At 62.2% G+C, this 17,164-nt stretch carries 21 protein-coding genes; 11 read left to right on the top strand and 10 right to left on the bottom strand.

Translation table 11 applies throughout. The features are described from left to right. Positions 1 to 735, top strand: a 735-nt coding sequence (locus tag AB4Y43_RS36575) for a UdgX family uracil-DNA binding protein (protein WP_368730009.1), incomplete at its 5' end; no start/stop codon positions are given. Between the two features lie 9 nt (positions 736 to 744). Here AB4Y43_RS36575 and AB4Y43_RS36570 read toward each other — a convergent pair. Further along, a complete protein-coding gene (locus AB4Y43_RS36570) occupies positions 745 to 1,983 on the bottom strand; it encodes a DNA topoisomerase IB (RefSeq protein WP_368683344.1) in 1,239 nt (412 codons plus the stop codon). A 350-nt stretch (positions 1,984 to 2,333) separates the two neighbouring features. On the opposite strand from AB4Y43_RS36570, the gene AB4Y43_RS36565 reads away from it, so the two are divergent. After that, positions 2,334 to 2,645, top strand: a complete 312-nt coding sequence (locus tag AB4Y43_RS36565; RefSeq protein ID WP_368730008.1) for a phasin family protein — start codon at positions 2,334 to 2,336, stop codon at positions 2,643 to 2,645. 137 nt (positions 2,646 to 2,782) lie between these two features. Here AB4Y43_RS36565 and AB4Y43_RS36560 read toward each other — a convergent pair whose 3' ends face one another. Then, positions 2,783 to 3,325 carry a DUF4142 domain-containing protein gene (locus tag AB4Y43_RS36560; RefSeq protein ID WP_368730007.1) on the bottom strand — a complete coding sequence of 181 codons (543 nt, stop codon included), beginning with the start codon at positions 3,323 to 3,325 and terminating at the stop codon, positions 2,783 to 2,785. A 180-nt stretch (positions 3,326 to 3,505) separates the two neighbouring features. Here AB4Y43_RS36560 and AB4Y43_RS36555 point away from each other — a divergent pair, with 180 nt between their 5' ends. Beyond that, a complete protein-coding gene (locus AB4Y43_RS36555; RefSeq protein ID WP_368730006.1) occupies positions 3,506 to 4,036 on the top strand; it encodes a hemerythrin domain-containing protein in 531 nt (176 codons plus the stop codon). Positions 4,037 to 4,106: 70 nt separating this feature from the next. On the opposite strand, the gene AB4Y43_RS36550 is transcribed toward AB4Y43_RS36555, so the two are convergent. Next, positions 4,107 to 4,592: a GNAT family N-acetyltransferase gene (locus AB4Y43_RS36550; protein ID WP_342949769.1), complete on the bottom strand. Its 486-nt coding sequence runs from the start codon at positions 4,590 to 4,592 to the stop codon at positions 4,107 to 4,109. Between the two features lie 317 nt (positions 4,593 to 4,909). Further along, complete coding sequence (locus AB4Y43_RS36545; protein ID WP_342949768.1) at positions 4,910 to 5,164, bottom strand: DUF6723 family protein; 255 nt, start codon at positions 5,162 to 5,164, stop codon at positions 4,910 to 4,912. Between the two features lie 387 nt (positions 5,165 to 5,551). Between AB4Y43_RS36545 and AB4Y43_RS36540 the strand changes: the two genes are divergently transcribed. The 4 genes from AB4Y43_RS36540 to AB4Y43_RS36525 all read left to right on the top strand — a co-directional run bounded on the left by AB4Y43_RS36540 (position 5,552) and on the right by AB4Y43_RS36525 (position 7,696). Further along, positions 5,552 to 5,749: a hypothetical protein gene (locus AB4Y43_RS36540; RefSeq protein ID WP_069263094.1), complete on the top strand. Its 198-nt coding sequence runs from the start codon at positions 5,552 to 5,554 to the stop codon at positions 5,747 to 5,749. Between the two features lie 63 nt (positions 5,750 to 5,812). Then, entirely contained in the window at positions 5,813 to 5,986 is a 174-nt protein-coding gene (locus AB4Y43_RS36535) for a hypothetical protein (protein ID WP_342949767.1), read from the top strand. 283 nt (positions 5,987 to 6,269) lie between these two features. After that, positions 6,270 to 6,521 carry a hypothetical protein gene (locus AB4Y43_RS36530; RefSeq protein ID WP_069263092.1) on the top strand — a complete coding sequence of 84 codons (252 nt, stop codon included), beginning with the start codon at positions 6,270 to 6,272 and terminating at the stop codon, positions 6,519 to 6,521. A 410-nt stretch (positions 6,522 to 6,931) separates the two neighbouring features. Next, on the top strand, positions 6,932 to 7,696 hold the full coding sequence (locus AB4Y43_RS36525; protein WP_342949766.1) for an inositol monophosphatase family protein: 765 nt from the start codon (positions 6,932 to 6,934) through the stop codon (positions 7,694 to 7,696). A gap of 282 nt (positions 7,697 to 7,978) precedes the next feature. Here AB4Y43_RS36525 and AB4Y43_RS36520 read toward each other — a convergent pair whose 3' ends face one another. Together AB4Y43_RS36520 and AB4Y43_RS36515 are read right to left on the bottom strand one after the other, a co-directional pair. Continuing rightward, the gene (locus tag AB4Y43_RS36520; RefSeq protein ID WP_342949765.1) at positions 7,979 to 10,048 is read right to left on the bottom strand and encodes an ATP-binding protein; all 2,070 of its coding nucleotides are present in this window, start codon (positions 10,046 to 10,048) and stop codon (positions 7,979 to 7,981) included. Next, positions 10,035 to 11,549, bottom strand: coding sequence for an ATPase domain-containing protein (locus tag AB4Y43_RS36515; RefSeq protein WP_342949764.1), 1,515 nt, complete (start codon positions 11,547 to 11,549; stop codon positions 10,035 to 10,037). Before AB4Y43_RS36515 ends, AB4Y43_RS36520 begins: the two co-directional genes overlap by 14 nt. A gap of 275 nt (positions 11,550 to 11,824) precedes the next feature. On the opposite strand from AB4Y43_RS36515, the gene AB4Y43_RS36510 reads away from it, so the two are divergent. After that, positions 11,825 to 12,046 carry a dodecin family protein gene (locus tag AB4Y43_RS36510; protein ID WP_069263088.1) on the top strand — a complete coding sequence of 74 codons (222 nt, stop codon included), beginning with the start codon at positions 11,825 to 11,827 and terminating at the stop codon, positions 12,044 to 12,046. 71 nt (positions 12,047 to 12,117) lie between these two features. Here the strand turns inward: AB4Y43_RS36510 and AB4Y43_RS36505 are convergent, their stop codons facing one another. Then, positions 12,118 to 13,161 (bottom strand): lysylphosphatidylglycerol synthase domain-containing protein, encoded by a 1,044-nt coding sequence (locus AB4Y43_RS36505; RefSeq protein ID WP_069263087.1) that lies wholly within the window; start codon positions 13,159 to 13,161, stop codon positions 12,118 to 12,120. Between the two features lie 131 nt (positions 13,162 to 13,292). Next, entirely contained in the window at positions 13,293 to 13,898 is a 606-nt protein-coding gene (locus tag AB4Y43_RS36500; RefSeq protein ID WP_342949762.1) for a hypothetical protein, read from the bottom strand. Between AB4Y43_RS36500 and AB4Y43_RS36495 the strand changes: the two genes are divergently transcribed. Further along, the gene (locus AB4Y43_RS36495) at positions 13,897 to 14,388 is read left to right on the top strand and encodes a hypothetical protein (RefSeq protein WP_342949761.1); all 492 of its coding nucleotides are present in this window, start codon (positions 13,897 to 13,899) and stop codon (positions 14,386 to 14,388) included. The two genes, AB4Y43_RS36500 and AB4Y43_RS36495, sit on opposite strands and share 2 nt — an antisense overlap. A gap of 97 nt (positions 14,389 to 14,485) precedes the next feature. On the opposite strand, the gene AB4Y43_RS36490 is transcribed toward AB4Y43_RS36495, so the two are convergent. Both AB4Y43_RS36490 and AB4Y43_RS36485 read right to left on the bottom strand, forming a co-directional pair. After that, positions 14,486 to 14,791, bottom strand: a complete 306-nt coding sequence (locus AB4Y43_RS36490) for a hypothetical protein (protein ID WP_141710621.1) — start codon at positions 14,789 to 14,791, stop codon at positions 14,486 to 14,488. 152 nt (positions 14,792 to 14,943) lie between these two features. Continuing rightward, positions 14,944 to 15,183: a hypothetical protein gene (locus AB4Y43_RS36485; RefSeq protein ID WP_342949760.1), complete on the bottom strand. Its 240-nt coding sequence runs from the start codon at positions 15,181 to 15,183 to the stop codon at positions 14,944 to 14,946. A 168-nt stretch (positions 15,184 to 15,351) separates the two neighbouring features. On the opposite strand from AB4Y43_RS36485, the gene AB4Y43_RS36480 reads away from it, so the two are divergent. Further along, positions 15,352 to 16,185, top strand: coding sequence for an alpha/beta fold hydrolase (locus AB4Y43_RS36480; protein ID WP_342949759.1), 834 nt, complete (start codon positions 15,352 to 15,354; stop codon positions 16,183 to 16,185). A gap of 81 nt (positions 16,186 to 16,266) precedes the next feature. After that, positions 16,267 to 17,157 (top strand): alpha/beta hydrolase, encoded by an 891-nt coding sequence (locus AB4Y43_RS36475; protein WP_342949758.1) that lies wholly within the window; start codon positions 16,267 to 16,269, stop codon positions 17,155 to 17,157. Positions 17,158 to 17,164 lie beyond the last annotated feature (7 nt).

Here is a 17,164-nt window from a genome sequence, read left to right as displayed (position 1 = left end):
AGCAACGATGAAACTGGCCAGTCCGCGTTTCGTTCCAGTCAGCGCTCTCGCCGTGCGCGAGGCAACGCAGTGACATCGCGCACACCGCACGGCCATCGGGATCGCGACGAATCGCACCCCGCGCGCCGCACCGTTACCCCGCAGGCCGATCCTCATCAGGAACCCGATTCGCTGGAAGCATGCCGGCGCTGCACGTTGTGGAAAGACGCCACCCACGGGGTGCCGGGCGCGGGCAACGCGCGCGCCACGCTGATGCTCGTCGGCGAGCAGCCCGGCGACAGCGAGGATCGCGCGGGTCTGCCGTTCGTCGGCCCGGCAGGCGCGCTGCTCGACACCGCGCTCGAAGAGGCGGGCATCGAACGGAAGGCCGTCTATGTGACCAATGCGGTTAAGCACTTCAAATGGGAACTGCGCGGCAAGCGCCGCCTGCACAAGACGCCTGCCCAGCGCGAGGTGGAAGCCTGCGCATACTGGCTCGAACGGGAACTTGCGCAAATCAGGCCGAAGGTCGTGGTCGCGCTCGGCGCAACCGCCTTGCGCGCGATTTTGCGCGACCCGAACGCGCGGCTGAAGGCCTACATGGAACACGCGGGTCGCATCGGCGATCTCGTCATCGTGGCAACCTGGCACCCTTCGTACGCGCTACGGGCGCCGAACGTCGAGGCGCGCGACAAAGCGCGCGCGCAGATCGTCGAGGCACTGCGTCTCGCACACGCGCTTGCTGGCAAACGTTGACGAGCCGCGTCATGCAACGGTGTCGGCACGCGCGAATCGAGTCGAAGCAGACGAGCGCACGTGCCGCGACGCTGTCTTGCTCGTTTCCGGTTTCTGTGTCTTTGTCGCGCCGCCATTAGCGCGGTCCTTCGCCCCCTTCGCGCGTACTTTACGGCTCGTTTGCGCGAGCAGGCGGACGAGGCTCGCGTCGCTTGACTCGCCAGCGCGATCGCGGCGCGACATCTCACGCGTCCGCCGCTTCGCGTCGCGCTTCAGAAAGACGACGAGCGCCGCCTCGTCTGCCTTCAGTCCGCGCAGGCGCACTGCGGGTAGCGCCTGCGCGAGGGCGCCCGCCTCGAACGCTTCGATCACGGCCGGATGGATATAGCACTTGCGGCAAACCGCCGGCGTATTGCGCAGCATCTGGGAGATCTGCTTGACGGTGTCGGCGACGTGCTTGCGCGCCTGCGTCGCCGTTTGCCACTCCAGCTTGCGCAGCGCCGCAAGCGCAAACACGCTGCCCGCCCACGTGCGGTAGTCTTTTGCGGTGAAATCGGCGCCCGTGACCTCATGCAAATAGTCGTTGATGTCCGAGGAGGTGACAGAATACCGCGCGCCATCGGCATCGAGATACTGAAAGAGGTCCTGGCCCGGCAGTTCCATACAGCGCCTGACGATGCGCGCAACCCGTGCGTCGCTGACCGCGACGTCGTGCTCGATGCCGCTCTTGCCGCGAAACCGGAAGCGCAGCCGGTCAGACGACACTTCCAGATGCCGCTTGCGCATCGTGGTCAGGCCGTACGAGCGGTTCTCCCGCGCGTACTCCTCGCTGCCCACGCGAATCAGTGTGCTATCGAGCAGGCGCACGACGGTCGCCAGCACTTTGTTTCGCGGCATGCCGTCGAGCGCGAGATCGCGCGCCAGCCGGGCGCGCAGTTTCGGCAGCGCGGTGCCGAACCCCAGCAAGCGCTCGTACTTGGTCGCGTCCCGTGTTTCACGCCAATACGGGTGATAGCGGTACTGCTTGCGACCCCGCGCGTCACGGCCCGTCGCCTGCAAGTGGCCACGGCCGTCCGGGCAGATCCACACATCGGTATAGGCAGGCGGAACCGCCAGTGCGTTGATGCGGCGAATCTCGGCAGCGTCCTTGATGCGCTTGCCTCGCGTATCGAAGTAGACGAACGCTCCGTCGATCCGCTCGCGCGTGTACCCGCGATGCGAGTCATCGACATAGCGCAGGCCGCAAGGCCCGAGGTCAGTCGGCGATATGCCGCTCGCGCGCGCGGTACTTTTGCGGCCCGGCTTTCCTGAATTTGCGTGATTCTTTGCCACGGCTTGCCTCGGTCGGATTGCCTTGTTTGGGCACGACGAGCAATAGCCATGCCGCCAACGCCGGAGCGTAATTCTGCGCCGAGGCAGCGCGCAGCCGTACGTGCCGCCCTTCGTGCGAACCACCGGCCGAATCGGGAACAAGCGATGCGGCGATGCAGCAAGACCGCGGAACCCTATCTGCCCGGTCAAACCTCAAATCGGAGCCGATGATGATTGAACCACCGATCGCACTACCCGACGCAGGCCCAGGCAACGCGCCTGAACGAGTTACGTCCCTGGGCACGGAAATGAATGAACTGGCACGCCTGTATGTCGAGACCGCTGGCCGCATCGCAGAACTGAATAGCCATGCGTTCAGTACAACCCTGAATGAGCAGCGCGCAATCGCAATCGAATCGGCTAGCGAACGTTCGCCATTTGACGCATGGCGCTTGAACGCAGGCTATGCTTTAGCGGGCACAGTAAAGACTGCAGCCTACTGGCGGCACATCAACGAGATCATGCTTGGCGCGATCGTCGATTGCGTTAGCGGTATCGAAAGCCGCCTGAACCGGGACTTCATGGCCTGGAGTAACGCGTTCGAGGGCACCACCTCGTAAGGGCATGCGGCGGGGGCCCGTGCGAGGGACACACGCCCCGCTCCCAACCGGTGCTGCGCGGGGTCAACAGAAGGCCTCGCGCGCACCGCCGCAATGTTTCCTGCTGCAACGGCTGCCCCTTGGAAGAAGCCGTTCGCTCAGGAATGCGTACCGACTTTCTGGGCCAGTGCCTGGGCCATCCGGTAATGTTCTTCGACGGTTGGCAACGCCTTGCGCGCCGCCGCCTTCAGGCTGTCGTTCTTGCCGTCGCTGATTTCCTTCTGGAACGCGGCCACCGCTTCCTTGTGGCCTTCTACCCCCACCTTCTGCGCGTATGCACTGTCAAATTGCGCATCCTTGAGCGGCCGTAACGAATCGAGAATCGACGTATCGGAATTGTCCTTCGGCACCGTGACACCGTGCGGCGCCACGAGCTTTAATTGCGCTGCAAGCTTCATATGATCGGCGATCATGTGCTCTGCAAATTTGTGCACGTCCTTGTTCTTCGTGTTATGCATGGCGAGCTTCGCGGCGTCGATTTCCGTCGATCCAGACATCGATGCCGCCTGAACGAAATCGCGATCCACATCCGGCAGCGGATTTGCCGCGGTGGCGGAAGCCGCTTGGGATTCTTGTGCTGTGGCCGCGAGCGGAAGACTGCATGCCATGGCCAAACCGAGAATAGCGAAAAGGAGTTTCATGGTTGACATCCTTGGGTCGTTGAACGGTCGCGGGGCCCATATGGACCGCGCATGGGCCGTCGCGCACGGTGCGTGCCGCGACGCGTGCGGCCTCGCGCACCGCCCGGCCTGTTTTCATCGAGACACCGGGAGCTGGGTACGCGCGCTGCGCCACACGGGCATGTCCCCTGGAGACCTGTCATGAACGAACCGAAACAGACCAGCGATGCGCTCGCGCTGCTGATCGCCGACCACCGCGCCGTCGATAAGCTTTTCGATGCCTACCGGGGTGCCGGCGAGGCCACCGAAGATGCGCGCTTCACGATCGCCAAGCGAGCGTGCGAGCAACTCGCCGTGCATACGATGCTTGAGGAAGAGTTGCTCTACCCCGCTGCGAGCGAAGTACTGCCCACAGAAGCGCTTGATGTGGACGACGCTCGAGTCGAGCACTATCTCGTGAAAACGCTCATCCAGCGCTTCACCACGCTGACACCCGCGCATGCTGGTTTCGACGCGACGTTCCGTGTGCTGGCCGACCTCGTTCGCCGCCATGTCGAAGAAGAAGAGAAAGAGCTATTCCCGCTCTTGCGCCGCAGTAATCTGGACCTCGATGCGCTGGGCCGCCGTATCGCGTCGCGCAAGGCAGAGCTCGATGCAAAGCTCGAAGCCGCCGGGGTGAAGAGCACCGGCGACAAGACGTTGGTGCTCTCGCACCTCGATATGCCGCTTTGAGATACCGCCCGATGACGATGCTTCAAACACGGCGCAAATGCGAGGGATCACCGCGAAGAAGCGATGTCGCTTAAAGCTGCGGTTTGACTGGAAGCGCTTTCCCGAAGCATCGAGCGTCGCTCATGGTCGTGTATTCGCCGTACGGGTCGATGTGTTGGTAACCGTGGCGCCGATAAAAGGCGATTGCGCGCCGGTTCGCCTCACGTGTCTGCAAGATGACCCGGCGAAAGTCCATTGCGGCGGCGAGTTCTTCGAGATATCGCAGAATCGCAGCGCCGGCTCCATGGAATTCGGCACGCCGGTATATCCGCTTGAACTCCGCCACTTCAAACGAGAAACGGCGCAGGGCCCCACAGCCTATCGCCTGGCCGTCGGTGGTACGGGCAATGACAAAGGCGCCGCGCGGCGTCATCGCATCCTGCTCGTTGAATCGGGATTGGGCGCCATCACCGCAGTACAGCGCGACCATGGCGCTCAGTTCGTCGAGCAGTAAGCCCGCGTCGCGCGTAGCGGGATCCTCCCGTCGCACAGTGACCACTACGGACGACTCCTTCATCGCGCATTTCCTCCCGGACCTAGTATTACGCACTCGCGTTGTCGCGCCGCGAGGTCTAGCCGCGCGTTCAGCGCAGCAGCGCCCAGCGTGTTTTCCATGAGGTCTGAGTGCTCATCGGGGCTCTCTTCCGCTCGGGGACGCGGCATCGCGCCCAGGCCCGATTCCGCATCGCTCATGCCCGGAACAGCCGCTGGCTCCGGTGTTGGTCGAAACCGCTTTTTCATGGCACCCGTCGGCCAGGACAAGCTCGGTGCATGAGCATCGGGGAGACCGAGACCGAACAATCTCCGGATGTCGACCACTCCAGCGATGCGTCATCAATCCTCGGGACGCTCAAGATCAAGCCGCACAAACTCTTTGGCGAGTTCGCGCACGGCGAGTCGGGCTTCGTCGGCAGTTGCGAATGGCCCAGGAACGAGACAGCCGTCGAACGGGTAGATCAACTTCCCATCAGCCTTTCGCCTGATCCTTAGGTCTCCGACATATTGGCCCATCGCATTGATTTTCTGTCGGCAAACCACCTCGTAGCCCACAATTTGAAGTGCGTCTTCGGCGCGATCGGGCTTACCCATGGTTTTTCTCCCCCAAATACCGTCATAACAATCCCGCTTGATGCGCTGAGTGTCCCAGCATTTCGCGCACCTGACCTTACAATGCGTCGTGTGGGCGAGCGCTCCGCGCGCTCAGCCCGTGAGGGAAACGTTGTCCATAAGGATGCATTTACGGACACGCCTCCCTGATACTCGACAGCTGACGGCTGGCATATGCTCCTATGAGCCACCAGCAAGCTACTTCCGGCCAAAAAGAGCGATCCGACTGGCGCACTACCAGCTCGCCTCGCGCATGTCACGCGGAGGTCGATCACACGCCACACGAGGAGGTGTGCGCGGTCAGATGTCGTTTCGGCGGACAACTATCAGGGCGGCAAGACCGCTCGTTCGAGAATCCAGGAGACATAAGTGCTGAGCCCTCACGAATTTGCGACGCTCATGCTGGTCAAGTCATCGCCGGACCAGATCGACATGGGCCGCGAGGAACTCGACACACTGCTCGAGCAACAGCTCGTAGCACTCGAGAGCCTCGCCACCGGTATGCCGCGTCCGCGTATAACGGATGAAGGCGAATTCCTGCTCGAAACGATCATGCGAAAACGGTGACCGGCGCGCGGCACGCTCTTCGAAGAAGCCACCCGAAATGCGCCAGCCGGTTCCGAGGCAGCAGTGGCAGCACTCAGCTCGGCGATCACCGTGGCCAATGCGCTCTATGGGGCACTCGGGACCACCGGGCAGTCCGCGATCGAGGTTGCACAGGGCAAAGTCGATGTGATCGCCGACTCAGCGTCGAAAAGTGCGAGGCGCGTGAACCCGCAACGAGAACAAACGGCCAGGGAATGACGAGTGTCGCCGGCGCGAGGGCAACGTGGCCGGATGCCGACTTGTTGAATGAAGGATGTATCGACAAGACAAGTACCACGGATCTCAAATCGGGATGAGCGTGAAAACGCGAGCCGCGCCTGCCGTCGCAGGGATCTGACGAGTGTCCTGGGTCGAAAAGGCGGAGATGGCCCGGACTCCAGCGTCACCTGGGACGACATGACCGCTCACGCGTGACCAGACGAGAGGGGCATGGGAAACAAAAATCTTCCAGCCGGTTACGGGGGGCAACGAGTAAGCTGCGATGGACGACGAGACTGAGCTACAAGCCCTGATACTTGCGGACCGCCATATCCACGAGGCGGTCTGGCGTATACGTAAGCAGCGTGCCTTACTGACGATCATCCACAGCGACGAACAACGGAAAGTCGGCGCCGTATTGCTGGCCGCCTTGTACGACGGTCTCAGGGTAGAAATCGGGCACCGCCGTCTCATCCGGCATACGTGGTTTACCAGGCATCCCCCCGGTCAGAATAGTCAGCAATACGAAACGTAAGGGGTCAGGCTGTCCGTGGATACTCCGTCTCCGCCTGTGACAGGGGTGGCCGAATGAACGGCGGCAGGAACAGAATATGCGCAGACGTTCACCGAGGTTTGGGTGAACGGTATGACTCACATACTTCACCTATCGATGCCGTTCATCAGTTCGCGATCTCCGGCTCAAGAAAAAGATCGGACAGCCTTCGCGGCCGTGGTCTCACTACGAAGCTCGAAAGCGAACTGTACGAACGGCTGGCATTCAGTATGCGGGCTTGCGTCAACATGAGTAGCGTACGAATCACCTTCCTGCGCGACGTCCCGAGGCGCGTTCAAGCCGGCAGGGAGCTTCGCAATGCACCGTCCTCGCGTGCCAGGCATGCACCGCGGACAGCGTCCAGGCGTTGCTGGGCTGTAAAGGAATCGAACATGTTGCCGACGGACGCCTGCGCGCTTCTCGAACTGCTCGGAGACGAGGCGCGAGCCGTTTCCCTGAAGTATTTCAGGACACAGCTCGACGTTACCGCAAAGTCCGACGATACGCCCGTCACGGTGGCGGACCGCGAGATTGAGCGACAGCTTCGGGAACGCATCCTGTCTCGGTATCCTTCGCACAATATTGTGGGGGAGGAGGAAGGCGGAGACGTTGGGGATGGCATAACCTGGGTGATCGACCCCATCGACGGGACGAAAAGCTTCGTGGCAGGTCTGCCGCTGTTCGGCACACTCGTAGCAGTGCTTGAAGGGCGACGTCCCCGTTACGGCATGATTGAAGTCCCCGTACTCTGCGAGCGCTGGATCGGCAACGGCAATCGCACCGTTCTCAATGGGGTACCGTGCGAGGTCAGTGCGTGTAGGCAACTGCGAGATGCGCGGCTCTGCGCAACCGACCCCCAAACGTTCGCGGGCAAGGCGTCAACGGCCTTTTCAACCCTGTCGCGCGCTGTTTCAGTCACCCGGTTCGGCACCGACTGTTACGGCTACGCGTTGCTAGCCTCCGGACACGTTGACCTTGTTGTGGAAGCTGAACTGGAAATGTTTGACGTCATGGCGCTGATACCTGTCGTCCAGGGCGCGGGCGGCGTCGTGACGACATGGTCAGGTCGTCCAGTCGATAGACGTTTTGATGGCACGGTCATCGCAGCGGCGACCCCAGAGCTCCACGCCGAAGCGCTTCGATTCCTCGTGCAATAGGCTTCCAGGTTCCGCTACGTGCACGCCGCGGTTGCGTGCGAGAAGTGAATACCATGCGTTGACCACCGGCATCGCGGGGACGCGCGGGACAATCGAACTGAATGGGCAGGCGTAGCATCGATCGTCAATGAAGGCGAGACTCGCTCAACGAGGGTGCAGTTCGATGTAGTCGCTGACGCGGAGGACCTACGTAGCGTCAAGCAGGTTGCCGCCTGCTCGTCCAGCAATACGGCGGCGGTAGCGGCAGTCAACCAATACTGCCTGGAGACTGCCGTCGGACCCCTACCCGAAGGCCCTGGCCTTGGTGAGGGCCTTCGCTATTTCCGCGACGAGCTGATGTTGCTGATACGGTTTACGAAGCCTCTGAATTCCGACGTCGGCTCCCTGTGGAAGCTCTGCGTAGCCGGTAGCCAGGATCACAGGGAGTGTCGGGCGCAACTCGCGCGCGGCCAGCGCCAGCTCCAGGCCCGTCATCCGTGGCATCGAATAGTCGGTGAGCAGGAGGTCGATCCTGCGTCCCGCCTTCAGGATCTCGAGTGCGGCGGCGCCCGAGTCGGCTTCGATCACCTCATGTCCCATATCCTGAAGGAGGTACGCGGTGCTCGTTGCGATCAGGGCATCGTCATCGACGAGAAGAATGCTTGCCTGGATCGGATCGATAACGCTGCCCTCGGGCTGCGCATCGTGCTGCAGATCAGGCGTCGTGACACGTTGCGAGGTAACGGGCAGCCATAACTCTACCCGCGTGCCTCGTCCTGCTTCGCTCTCGAGGCGCAGGGCACCGTTCAGCTGCAGCGCGAGTCCGTGAATCATGGAAAGACCCAACCCTGTTCCCTTGCCGAGTTCTTTCGTTGTAAAGAACGGCTCGGTTGCTTTCGCAAGGGTGTCCGCATCCATGCCTTTCCCGGTATCAGCGACGATGATTCGGACATATTCGCCCGCGGGCAGTCCGTTGTCGCCCCACGTTTGCACGTCATCGACCGCTATTGACAACGTCCCTCCCTCAGGCATCGCGTCGCGGGCGTTGACGACCAGATTCAGGATCGCGAGTTCGACCTGATTCCCATCGGCAAGGGTAAGCGGAATCCCTTCCGGCAATTTCAGCTCGAGCGCCACTCGCGGCCCTATCGACCGCTCCAGAAGATCGGTCATCCCCCGAACCACGGTCGGGAGGTGGGTCGGCTCGACCTTGAGATCCTGCTGCCGCGCGAAGGCCAGAAGGCGCTGCGTAAGAGCGGCGCCACGCTGGGCTCCCCTAAGCGCGCCGTCGATCAGTCGCGTTGCTCGAATGGCGTCCTGCGGCTGCTTGCGCAGCAGTTCGAGATTGGCCATGATGGCCATCAGCAGATTGTTGAAATCGTGGGCAACTCCGCCCGTCAACTGCCCGATCATTTCCATCTTCTGCACCTGGCGCAACAGATCCTCTGCGCGCTCGCGCTGCCGCATCTCGTCCAGCACGAGTCGGTGGCTGCGCTCGAGCTCCGCAGTGCGCTGGGCAACCCTCGCCTCGAGCATGTCGTTGGCCTGTTGCAGGCTGTCTTCCGCTGCCTTGCGCATGGTGATATCGGATATCACCCCGACGAGCCGTGCGGTCTTTCGAGTGCCATCTCGAACCAGCCGCGCGCGCATGTCCGCCCAATGAACCGTCCCGTCCGGCCAGAGCGTACAGAGCTCGAGTGCGAAATCGCAGCCGGTTGCCAGGCTGCAGTCGATTGCGTCGGTCATCCGGGGCCTGTCGTCTCGACTGATGCCGGCAAGGAGATCGGAGTACGTGAAAGGCGCGCCTGACGCATGCCCGAAAATCGCGCGACACGCAGGCGAAACCACCAGTGCAAATGTCGACAGGTCCAGTTCCCATGAGCCCAGTTTCCCTGCTGTCAGGGCGGTGTGCAGGCGCGCTTCGCTTTCGCGCAGTTCATCGATACGCAGGCGGGCTTCGAATTGCCGCGCCCGGCCGCGCAGTGCTGTGCCAACCGCGCTGACGAATGTCCGCGGATGAAACGGGCGCTCGATGAATGTCGCGTTTCCCAGCGTCGCCGCGAGTCGGCTCAGTTCGGGGTCCTGATCGGGCGCGCCCCGGCGCTGCGTGAGGATGATGAACGGAAAGTCGGACCATGTGGGCTGCGCTGACACCCAGTTTCCGAGTGGCTTGAGGTCGGCGTCTCGCAGGCCCTCGTCGGTCACGATCGCGCAACAGATTCCCTCATCCAGCATGGCGACGAAATGCTCGAAGTCGCGACATACGAGCGCAAGAGCGCCTGCCTCTTTCAGGAGAGCCGTGGCAACCACAGCGTCTCGCCCAATAGGTGTAAAAACCAGTGCGGGACAGCGATTGAAATCAGGTGCTTTCATTACCAGCGGCGCCCGTCGGCATAAGCGGCCCTGAGTTACCCACAAACGTGGGTACACCGCGCAGGATGCCCTGGAAACTGTCGAGCGGTGCCCCGACGTTCAGACCGAATCGCCCAATGCGAAATTCCCGGATCGTCTCTTCGTGACGGCCGGTGCGTTTCTTGATGATCGACACCGCCCGCCGCACGCTTCCCAGCGCCTCGAAGTACCGCAGCAGGATGACCGTGTCGGCAAGGTACGTGACGTCGACTGGCGCTTTCATGTCGCCAACGAGCCCATGCTGCGCTACCGTCAGGAAAGTCGTCGCGCCTTGCCTGTTGAGGTATTGCAGCAATTCGTGGATATGAAGGACGAGCGCGTTCTCCTGCGGCATGGCGGCCTGGTAACCGTTGAGACTGTCGATGGCCACCGTTTTGGCCTCGGCGTGATCAACGCAATCGCGGACGCGCTGGGCAAACTCGCCGGGCGAGAGTTCCGCGGCATCGACCTGCTCGACATGCAACCGGCCGGTCTCGCGCATCGCTTCAAGGTCGAAACCCAACGCGCGGGTCCGGTCGAAGAACAGTCCAAGTTCTTCGTCGAAGGCGAACAGTGCCGCCTTCTCGCCTCGAGCGACCGCAGCCGAAATGAACTGAAGCACAAAAATGCTTTTGCCGGTGCCGGCCGGTCCTAACACCAGGGTGCTCGAGCCCTGTTCGATGCCGCCGCCGAGAAGCGCATCGAGTTCCGCCACGCCGCTCGTCATTTGCTCGCGCGCAAACCGGGTGCGATGTTCCGCAGCAACGAGCCGGGGAAACACGGAAACACCTCCGCGTTTGATGGTGAAGTCGTGATACCCGCCACGGAACGCCTGCCCCCGGTACTTCGAAATCCTCAACCTGCGCCGCTCGGCTCCATAGTCGGGGGCAAGTTCTTCGAGCTTGATGACGCCGTGGGCGACGCTGTGTACGGTTTTGTCTGCGGCATCTGCAGTCAGGTCGTCGAGCAGCAGGACGGTCGCTCCTTGTCGCGAGAAGTAATGCTTGATGGCGAGCACCTGGCGGCGGTAACGCAGCGAGCTCTGCGCGAGCAGACGGATTTCCGAGAGGCTGTCCAGGACGACCCGCCTGGGCCGTACTCGCTCGAAAGCGTCAAAGATCAGGCGAGTCGTCTCGCCGAGCTCGAGATCGGACGAGTACAGCAGACTCTGCTGCTGATCCGCATCGAGCAGGCTCTCTGGGGGCACCACTTCGAACACGGCGACGCGATCGCCCAGTTGCCAACCGTGGGACGCGGCGCCGTCGCGCAATTCCCGCTCAGTTTCGGACAGTGTGATGTAAAGGCCCTGATCGCCCGCCTCGGCACCTTCAAGCAGAAACCGCAGGGCGATGGTCGTTTTCCCCGTGCCGGGGCTGCCTTCGAGAAGGAAAAGGTTTCCCTGAGTCAGCCCTCCCGCCAGAACATCGTCCAGGCCGGGAACGCCAGTACGCACGACCCGCATGATTTTGGTCTCATCGTCCATCAGGCGCTCCTGACTGCTCGGTCTTTGACGCGATATTCCCGGATCGCGGGCGGTCTGCTCACTGTATCCGTCTCCATGCACTGACTGCGGCGCGCTACGTGCGCAAAACGCATGCCCGCCCTTCTTCCCCCGCCCCATGGAAGCAGCCGAAGGATATCTCGAAGCGAGTGCCAGCTTGCCGTGCAGCGGCCATGGAACGTGTCTGCCAGCGTATCCGCGAGGCACGCGGAATGCGCGTGGCAAGTCCATCGCCCATCTCAACACGGAGAAAGACCATGAGCAAAAGCACGGATTCCAGCGTCTATAAGGTGACGGAAATCATCGGCACGAGCACAACTTCCTGGGAGGAAGCCGCAAAAAATGCAGTGGAAACCGCAGCCGCGTCGTTGCGTGACCTGCGAATCGCCGAAGTCTGCAAACTCGACATCAAGATCGAAGACGGCAAGGTCGTTGAATATCGGACCCGGGTCTCCGTGTCCTTCAAATACGAGACCTGAGAAGATCGCAGGTCACGATTGCGCCCCGGGCGTCGTGAAGCAATCCGGAAGTGGCGCGCGCTTCGGTCTTTCTACTGCGCTTTGCGACCGGAAGCGCTTTCGCCGGAGTTCGCTGTCTCGCCGCCTGTTGCGGAACTGGCCGGCGCGCGTCGCTTGTCGCGCCATTCCGCGACTTGCCATGCGACGAGCCCGGGCAAAAAGACGATGATGTCACGAAGCCTTCGCGCACCCGCAAGTGCGAGGCAAGTCTGCGGATTGAAACCGAGTACCGTCCCGATCAGCAAGAATCCCCCCTCCTGAACACCGAGTCCGCCAGGCACAAAGAACGCGACACTACTGAGCGCCTGGATGAGCGACTGGAGTGCGATCGCTTGCAGAAAGCTTCCTTTCGCCCCGAGAAAATAGAGCGCGAGCCAGAGTTCCAGCGCGGTTGCGATGCATTGAAGTGACTGCCAGATGAGCAGATAACGAATGATCATGCCGCGCTGACGCCAGAGATCGCTGATCGACTGATCGATGCGCACCGACTCGCCGACGAGCGAACGGAACTTGCCGCTCGTGATGCGATTGAACAGTTTCGTCAGGCGAGCGAACGGACTCATGCGCTGCACGAACAAAAACGCGAGGAGCAGGACGGCAAGTATGGCGATACCTCCTCCGAGTCGCGCAGCGAGGTGCAACGCTCCGGCACCCGCATGTGCGATCAGATAGCCGATGGCTGCAATAGCAAAGAGCATCTCGCTGATCAGCGTTAGCTGAAGATCGACGACGAGGCTCGCCATCGCCGGGGCCGGCTGCATGCCCCATTTGCACATCATGCGGAACGTCACGACTTCACCGCCGACACGCGCAACGGGCAACGTACCGTTCACCGACTCCCGAATCCAGACGAGGCGCAGGACGCCCGACAGCGTTGGACGTCTCGCACCGCGCATCAACATTTGCCAGTTCCTTGCATTGGCGAGCATCGGCAGAACATGAGCGATCCCTGCAAGCGCGAGCCCGCCGCCGGCTGCGCGCATCAAACTGAGCACCGCTCGCGCATCGGCGTGCCAGACGAGCCAGACTGCGATGGCGAGGCCGGCGAGTGCGGCGATTCGGGGGAGATATTTCATGGGGACCTGTCACTGTGTCTGGCACGTCAGTGCGGCACAGCCGGGACGCGACGCTGTCCGAAGTCATGCGTCACGCGGGATCGTTCGGGTACGAGCGCGAGCACTACGACGCGCCGCATCTCGACGATTCCCTACCGCAGGAGCTTCTCAGTGCCGCCGCCGCTCACAAGGGTTGCGTCCAGCCCGGAGACCAGTTCGTGGATCGAGCCAACTTCATGGATACGGGCGTCGGCGGATGTCTCCGCAGTCGACATCTGCTTGCCGCACTGCAGCATGAAGGTCGGCACCCACGGCGCGGCGCTGGCCATGCCGTCGATAGTAAGTGGGGCGTGCGACGCCCCGCGCTCCCGGTAAATGACAATCGCGCCGGCTTCCTGCGCCGCCATCACGCTTCGCAGCTCGAGGAGCGTGGTCGCTGAAATCGCGTGGTAGCCCTCCGCGCGAAGCAATACCGTCAACGATTTCCTGAGCAGTTCCGACTCGCTGAAAACGATGACGGTGATCGGACGACGACGCGTCGTTTGCCGGACTATCCCCCGGCTTCGTAGCCGAAGTTCGCACGAGAGCAAAATCACCCTGGCGAGATCGTAGGCTTTGCGCGCTTCGTGGGCCTGAGCCGAATCGACCGAATGGCGGCGTATGGCGCGCTCGAGTGCAGCAGACCTCGCGTCGAGGATTTCCAGGGCAAGGTCATATTCTCTCTCGAGCGAGCCGCCTTCAGGCTGGGAACTTGCCATGTCATCTCCCGCGACCCATTTCTTCGTGAGTGGCTACCGTAATTTTAGTAAATATTGCGAGCTAGACTCGCGCTCCGGGCGGCTACAACGGCGCGAGATTTGGTGTATTCCCCAGGCATCATTTCTATCTCCTCGATTTAACATTGATGCAATGCATCATCGAGTTGACCATGATGAGGGGGACAGAAAAATGGTTTGCACGACCGACGATCTGCTGGTAGCCCTGCTGAATATCGATGCGGAGATCAAGGCGTGCATGGAGCGCCTTTCCGAGGTCGAACGCGGCACGGACCACCACGCGGCAGCGTGGTCGACCGAGATTCGAACCGCCTTGCGAACCGACCTGGTTTTAATGAAGGAACGCCGCGAAGAATATTTTCTCCGGCTGAATGGCGTGCAGCCCGACCCGGCGCCCAGATCTGCATCATCGGTAAGTATCGATTCCCGCCCTGCGCTGCTGAGCGGCGCGAGAACCTGCGAGTGTCTGTGAGACGCCCCTGACAACGTCGGCATCGACTGCCACATCGAGCGTGAATCCGTCGTATTCGTCACTTCGATGCCTATCCGGCTCTGCGCGTCGCGTGCGATTAATCTTTCCGCGGCCCACGGTCATGGGCTGATTCGGGAGTGGACAGCACTGTCAAATTGAGCGCAGTGACTGTCATTTCGAGAGGTACTTTTCCAAGTGCAATCGCGATGTCTTCCGTACGCGACGGATCGGCGTCGATAATGTCGACTGTCATGAAATCCATGCCGTCATTGCGATCGGCATGGACATTCCAGCGAACGACCCTGGCACCGCTCTGTGCCAGGCATCGCCACACCGGGATGATTCTGAGCTTGCCCGGGGCAGCCCGAATTGTGAGCCTTTGCACAACCATTTCAGTACTCATGGTGTCACTCGTCCTGGCGGCGAAACGCTCGTATGTGGCTTGTATGAGCATATTCCAGCGGTGGCTCGCAAGTACAGAATGGACGTGTGTCCGTAAATCCATCCTTAAGGGCAACCGTCCCAGGCGGGCGCGAATGTCTTTCTGGTAGCGCCTTAGCGGCAAGGACCACCCCGATGGTTGCGGTCAATCCAGTCAATCGCTTGCAGCCTTGCAAGCGCCGCCATTTCATCCGGAGCACCCCGCATCTGCAGATCACCACTTGAGATGGGAATGCCGAGAGCCCTATGCGGATCGCTGGGCGTTAGCGTCCACTGCGCACCGAATGTATGACCGTCAACCGAAAATGGCGCAAAGTCGATTGTGAATCCGCGATAGATCAGTGAATAAGCCATTGCTCACACCTATGCGCATTTATCGAAAGGACGTTTGCAGAAGTCTGACTTCGGTTTCTGGAGCAGTGAATTATAGGTCGAACCCTGAATCAGCCTTTGTACGAAATCCGTTCTTTCCGGACATCATGGCGACGCGACGGGAATGTTCGGTGCGCGACGAACGAGACCATGACCGCACCGCTATACATCGCCATCGCTGTCGCCGCCGCCTTACTGATCTACGGTTGCGCCATGGCCTTGCTGTACTGGCTGCAAGGCCGTCTGATCTACCCGTCGGAGCGGCTGCAGCGCGGGCCGCTACGCCCGGACGCGCAGGGCCGCATCCGCCACGTGCGCGTGCATACCGCCGACGGCAACGAACTGGTTTGCGGCCACGCGGCACCGGCGGACCCCGCCCGCGCCACGGTCGTACTCTTTCATGGCAACGGAGAGGACCTCACCCAGCGAACGCACATCGCGCATGCGCTGCTCGACGCAGGCTACGGCGTCCTGCTTGCGGGCTATCGTGGTTACGGCGGCGCGCCCGGGCGTCCCAGCGAAGCGGGGCTCTACGCCGACGGCCGCGCTGCCATCGCATTCGCCGCGCGGCACTCGCGCGACGTCGTCCTCCATGGTTATTCGCTCGGCTCGGCCGTGGCAGTGCAGATCGCGACCGAACGCCCTCTCGCCGCGCTGTTGCTCGAAGCCCCGTTCACCAGCGTCGCCGATGTCGCCGCCGTGCGCATGCGCTGGCTGCCGCGCATCGTTCCCATGCGGTGGCTCGTGCGCGACCGCTATGACAATCTCGCCAAGATCGGCAGCGTGCGCGCCCCCATCCTCATTTACGGCGGCGACGCTGATCACGTCGTTCCCCCACCGCAATTCTCACGGCTCTTCACGGCGATCCGGGCGCCCCGGCGCTTTGCGATCATCGCTGGCGCCTCGCACGTCAATGCATGGGAGCGCGGAGGTCATGCTCACGTGTTGCGTTTTCTCGACGACGTACTGGGCTCGCAGTCCTGATCCTGGTGGAACACGGTTTGCTGTTGTCACTGCGATAGCGCTCGCCGCCCGCATGCGGTGAGTGCACAGGAGCGTGCTGCCGTGCTCATTTTTCTCATCTGCCTGTCGTGCGTCTGCGTCGTCGCCCTCGTGTTGATAACGCTTGCCTGGCGCAGGCTCAAGCACACCGCTGCCATCGACCGAGGCAGCCGCCGCCGCGGCATCGAAGGCGCCTTCGTGCAGGCTGGGCCATACCGCATGTTCTATCGAGTCGCACGCTGCCACGCGCACGCGCCCCGCCGATTGCCAGTGGTGCTGGTCCACGGCCTCGTCGTCTCGAGCCGGTACATGGAACCGCTCGCGTACGCGCTCAAGCGCGACTTTGACGTGTTCGCGCCCGACCTGCCCGGCTTCGGCGAAAGTCCGCTCGCGCGGAGGCGCGACGCGCTGAGCCTCGCGCAACTCGCCGATGCGCTGCATTTGTGGCTCAACGCATGCGGCGTGAAACGAGCGATGTTCGTGGGCAACTCCTTCGGCTGCCAGGTCCTCGCCGATTTCGCAGTGCGCTACCCGCAGGCGGTCGATCGCCTCGTTCTGCAAGAACCCACACCGGACCCTCGCGCTCGCTCGCTGCCGCGCCAGGCGTGGCGCGACTGGATCAACGGACTGCGCGAGCGTCCCCACACGCCGGCGAAGGCCGGCCGGATCGACTACGCGAAGGCGGGATTGTGGCGCGCGTTTGCCACCATGCGGATGCTGGTGCGCGAGCCCGTCGACGAGCGGCTCCCGCGCATCGCTGCGCCCGCACTTGTCGTCGTGGGCACGCGCGACCCCGTCGCGCCGCTCGGGTGGGGCGCGGAGGCCGCGCGCAAACTGCAGCACGGCAGGCTGATGACGATAGAAGGCGGCACGCACACACTCAATTACGCCGCGCCCAATGCGTTCGCGTTTGCGATCACACCGTTTCTCAAGGCCGGTGCCGTTGGCGTTTAGCAAGGGA

The sequence above is a fragment of the Paraburkholderia sp. BR10872 genome (assembly GCF_040965835.1).
GTDB lineage: Bacteria > Pseudomonadota > Gammaproteobacteria > Burkholderiales > Burkholderiaceae > Paraburkholderia > Paraburkholderia nodosa_A.
The sequence above is the reverse complement of the archived record's forward strand: the minus strand, read 5'-3'. Positions and strand labels throughout refer to the sequence as shown.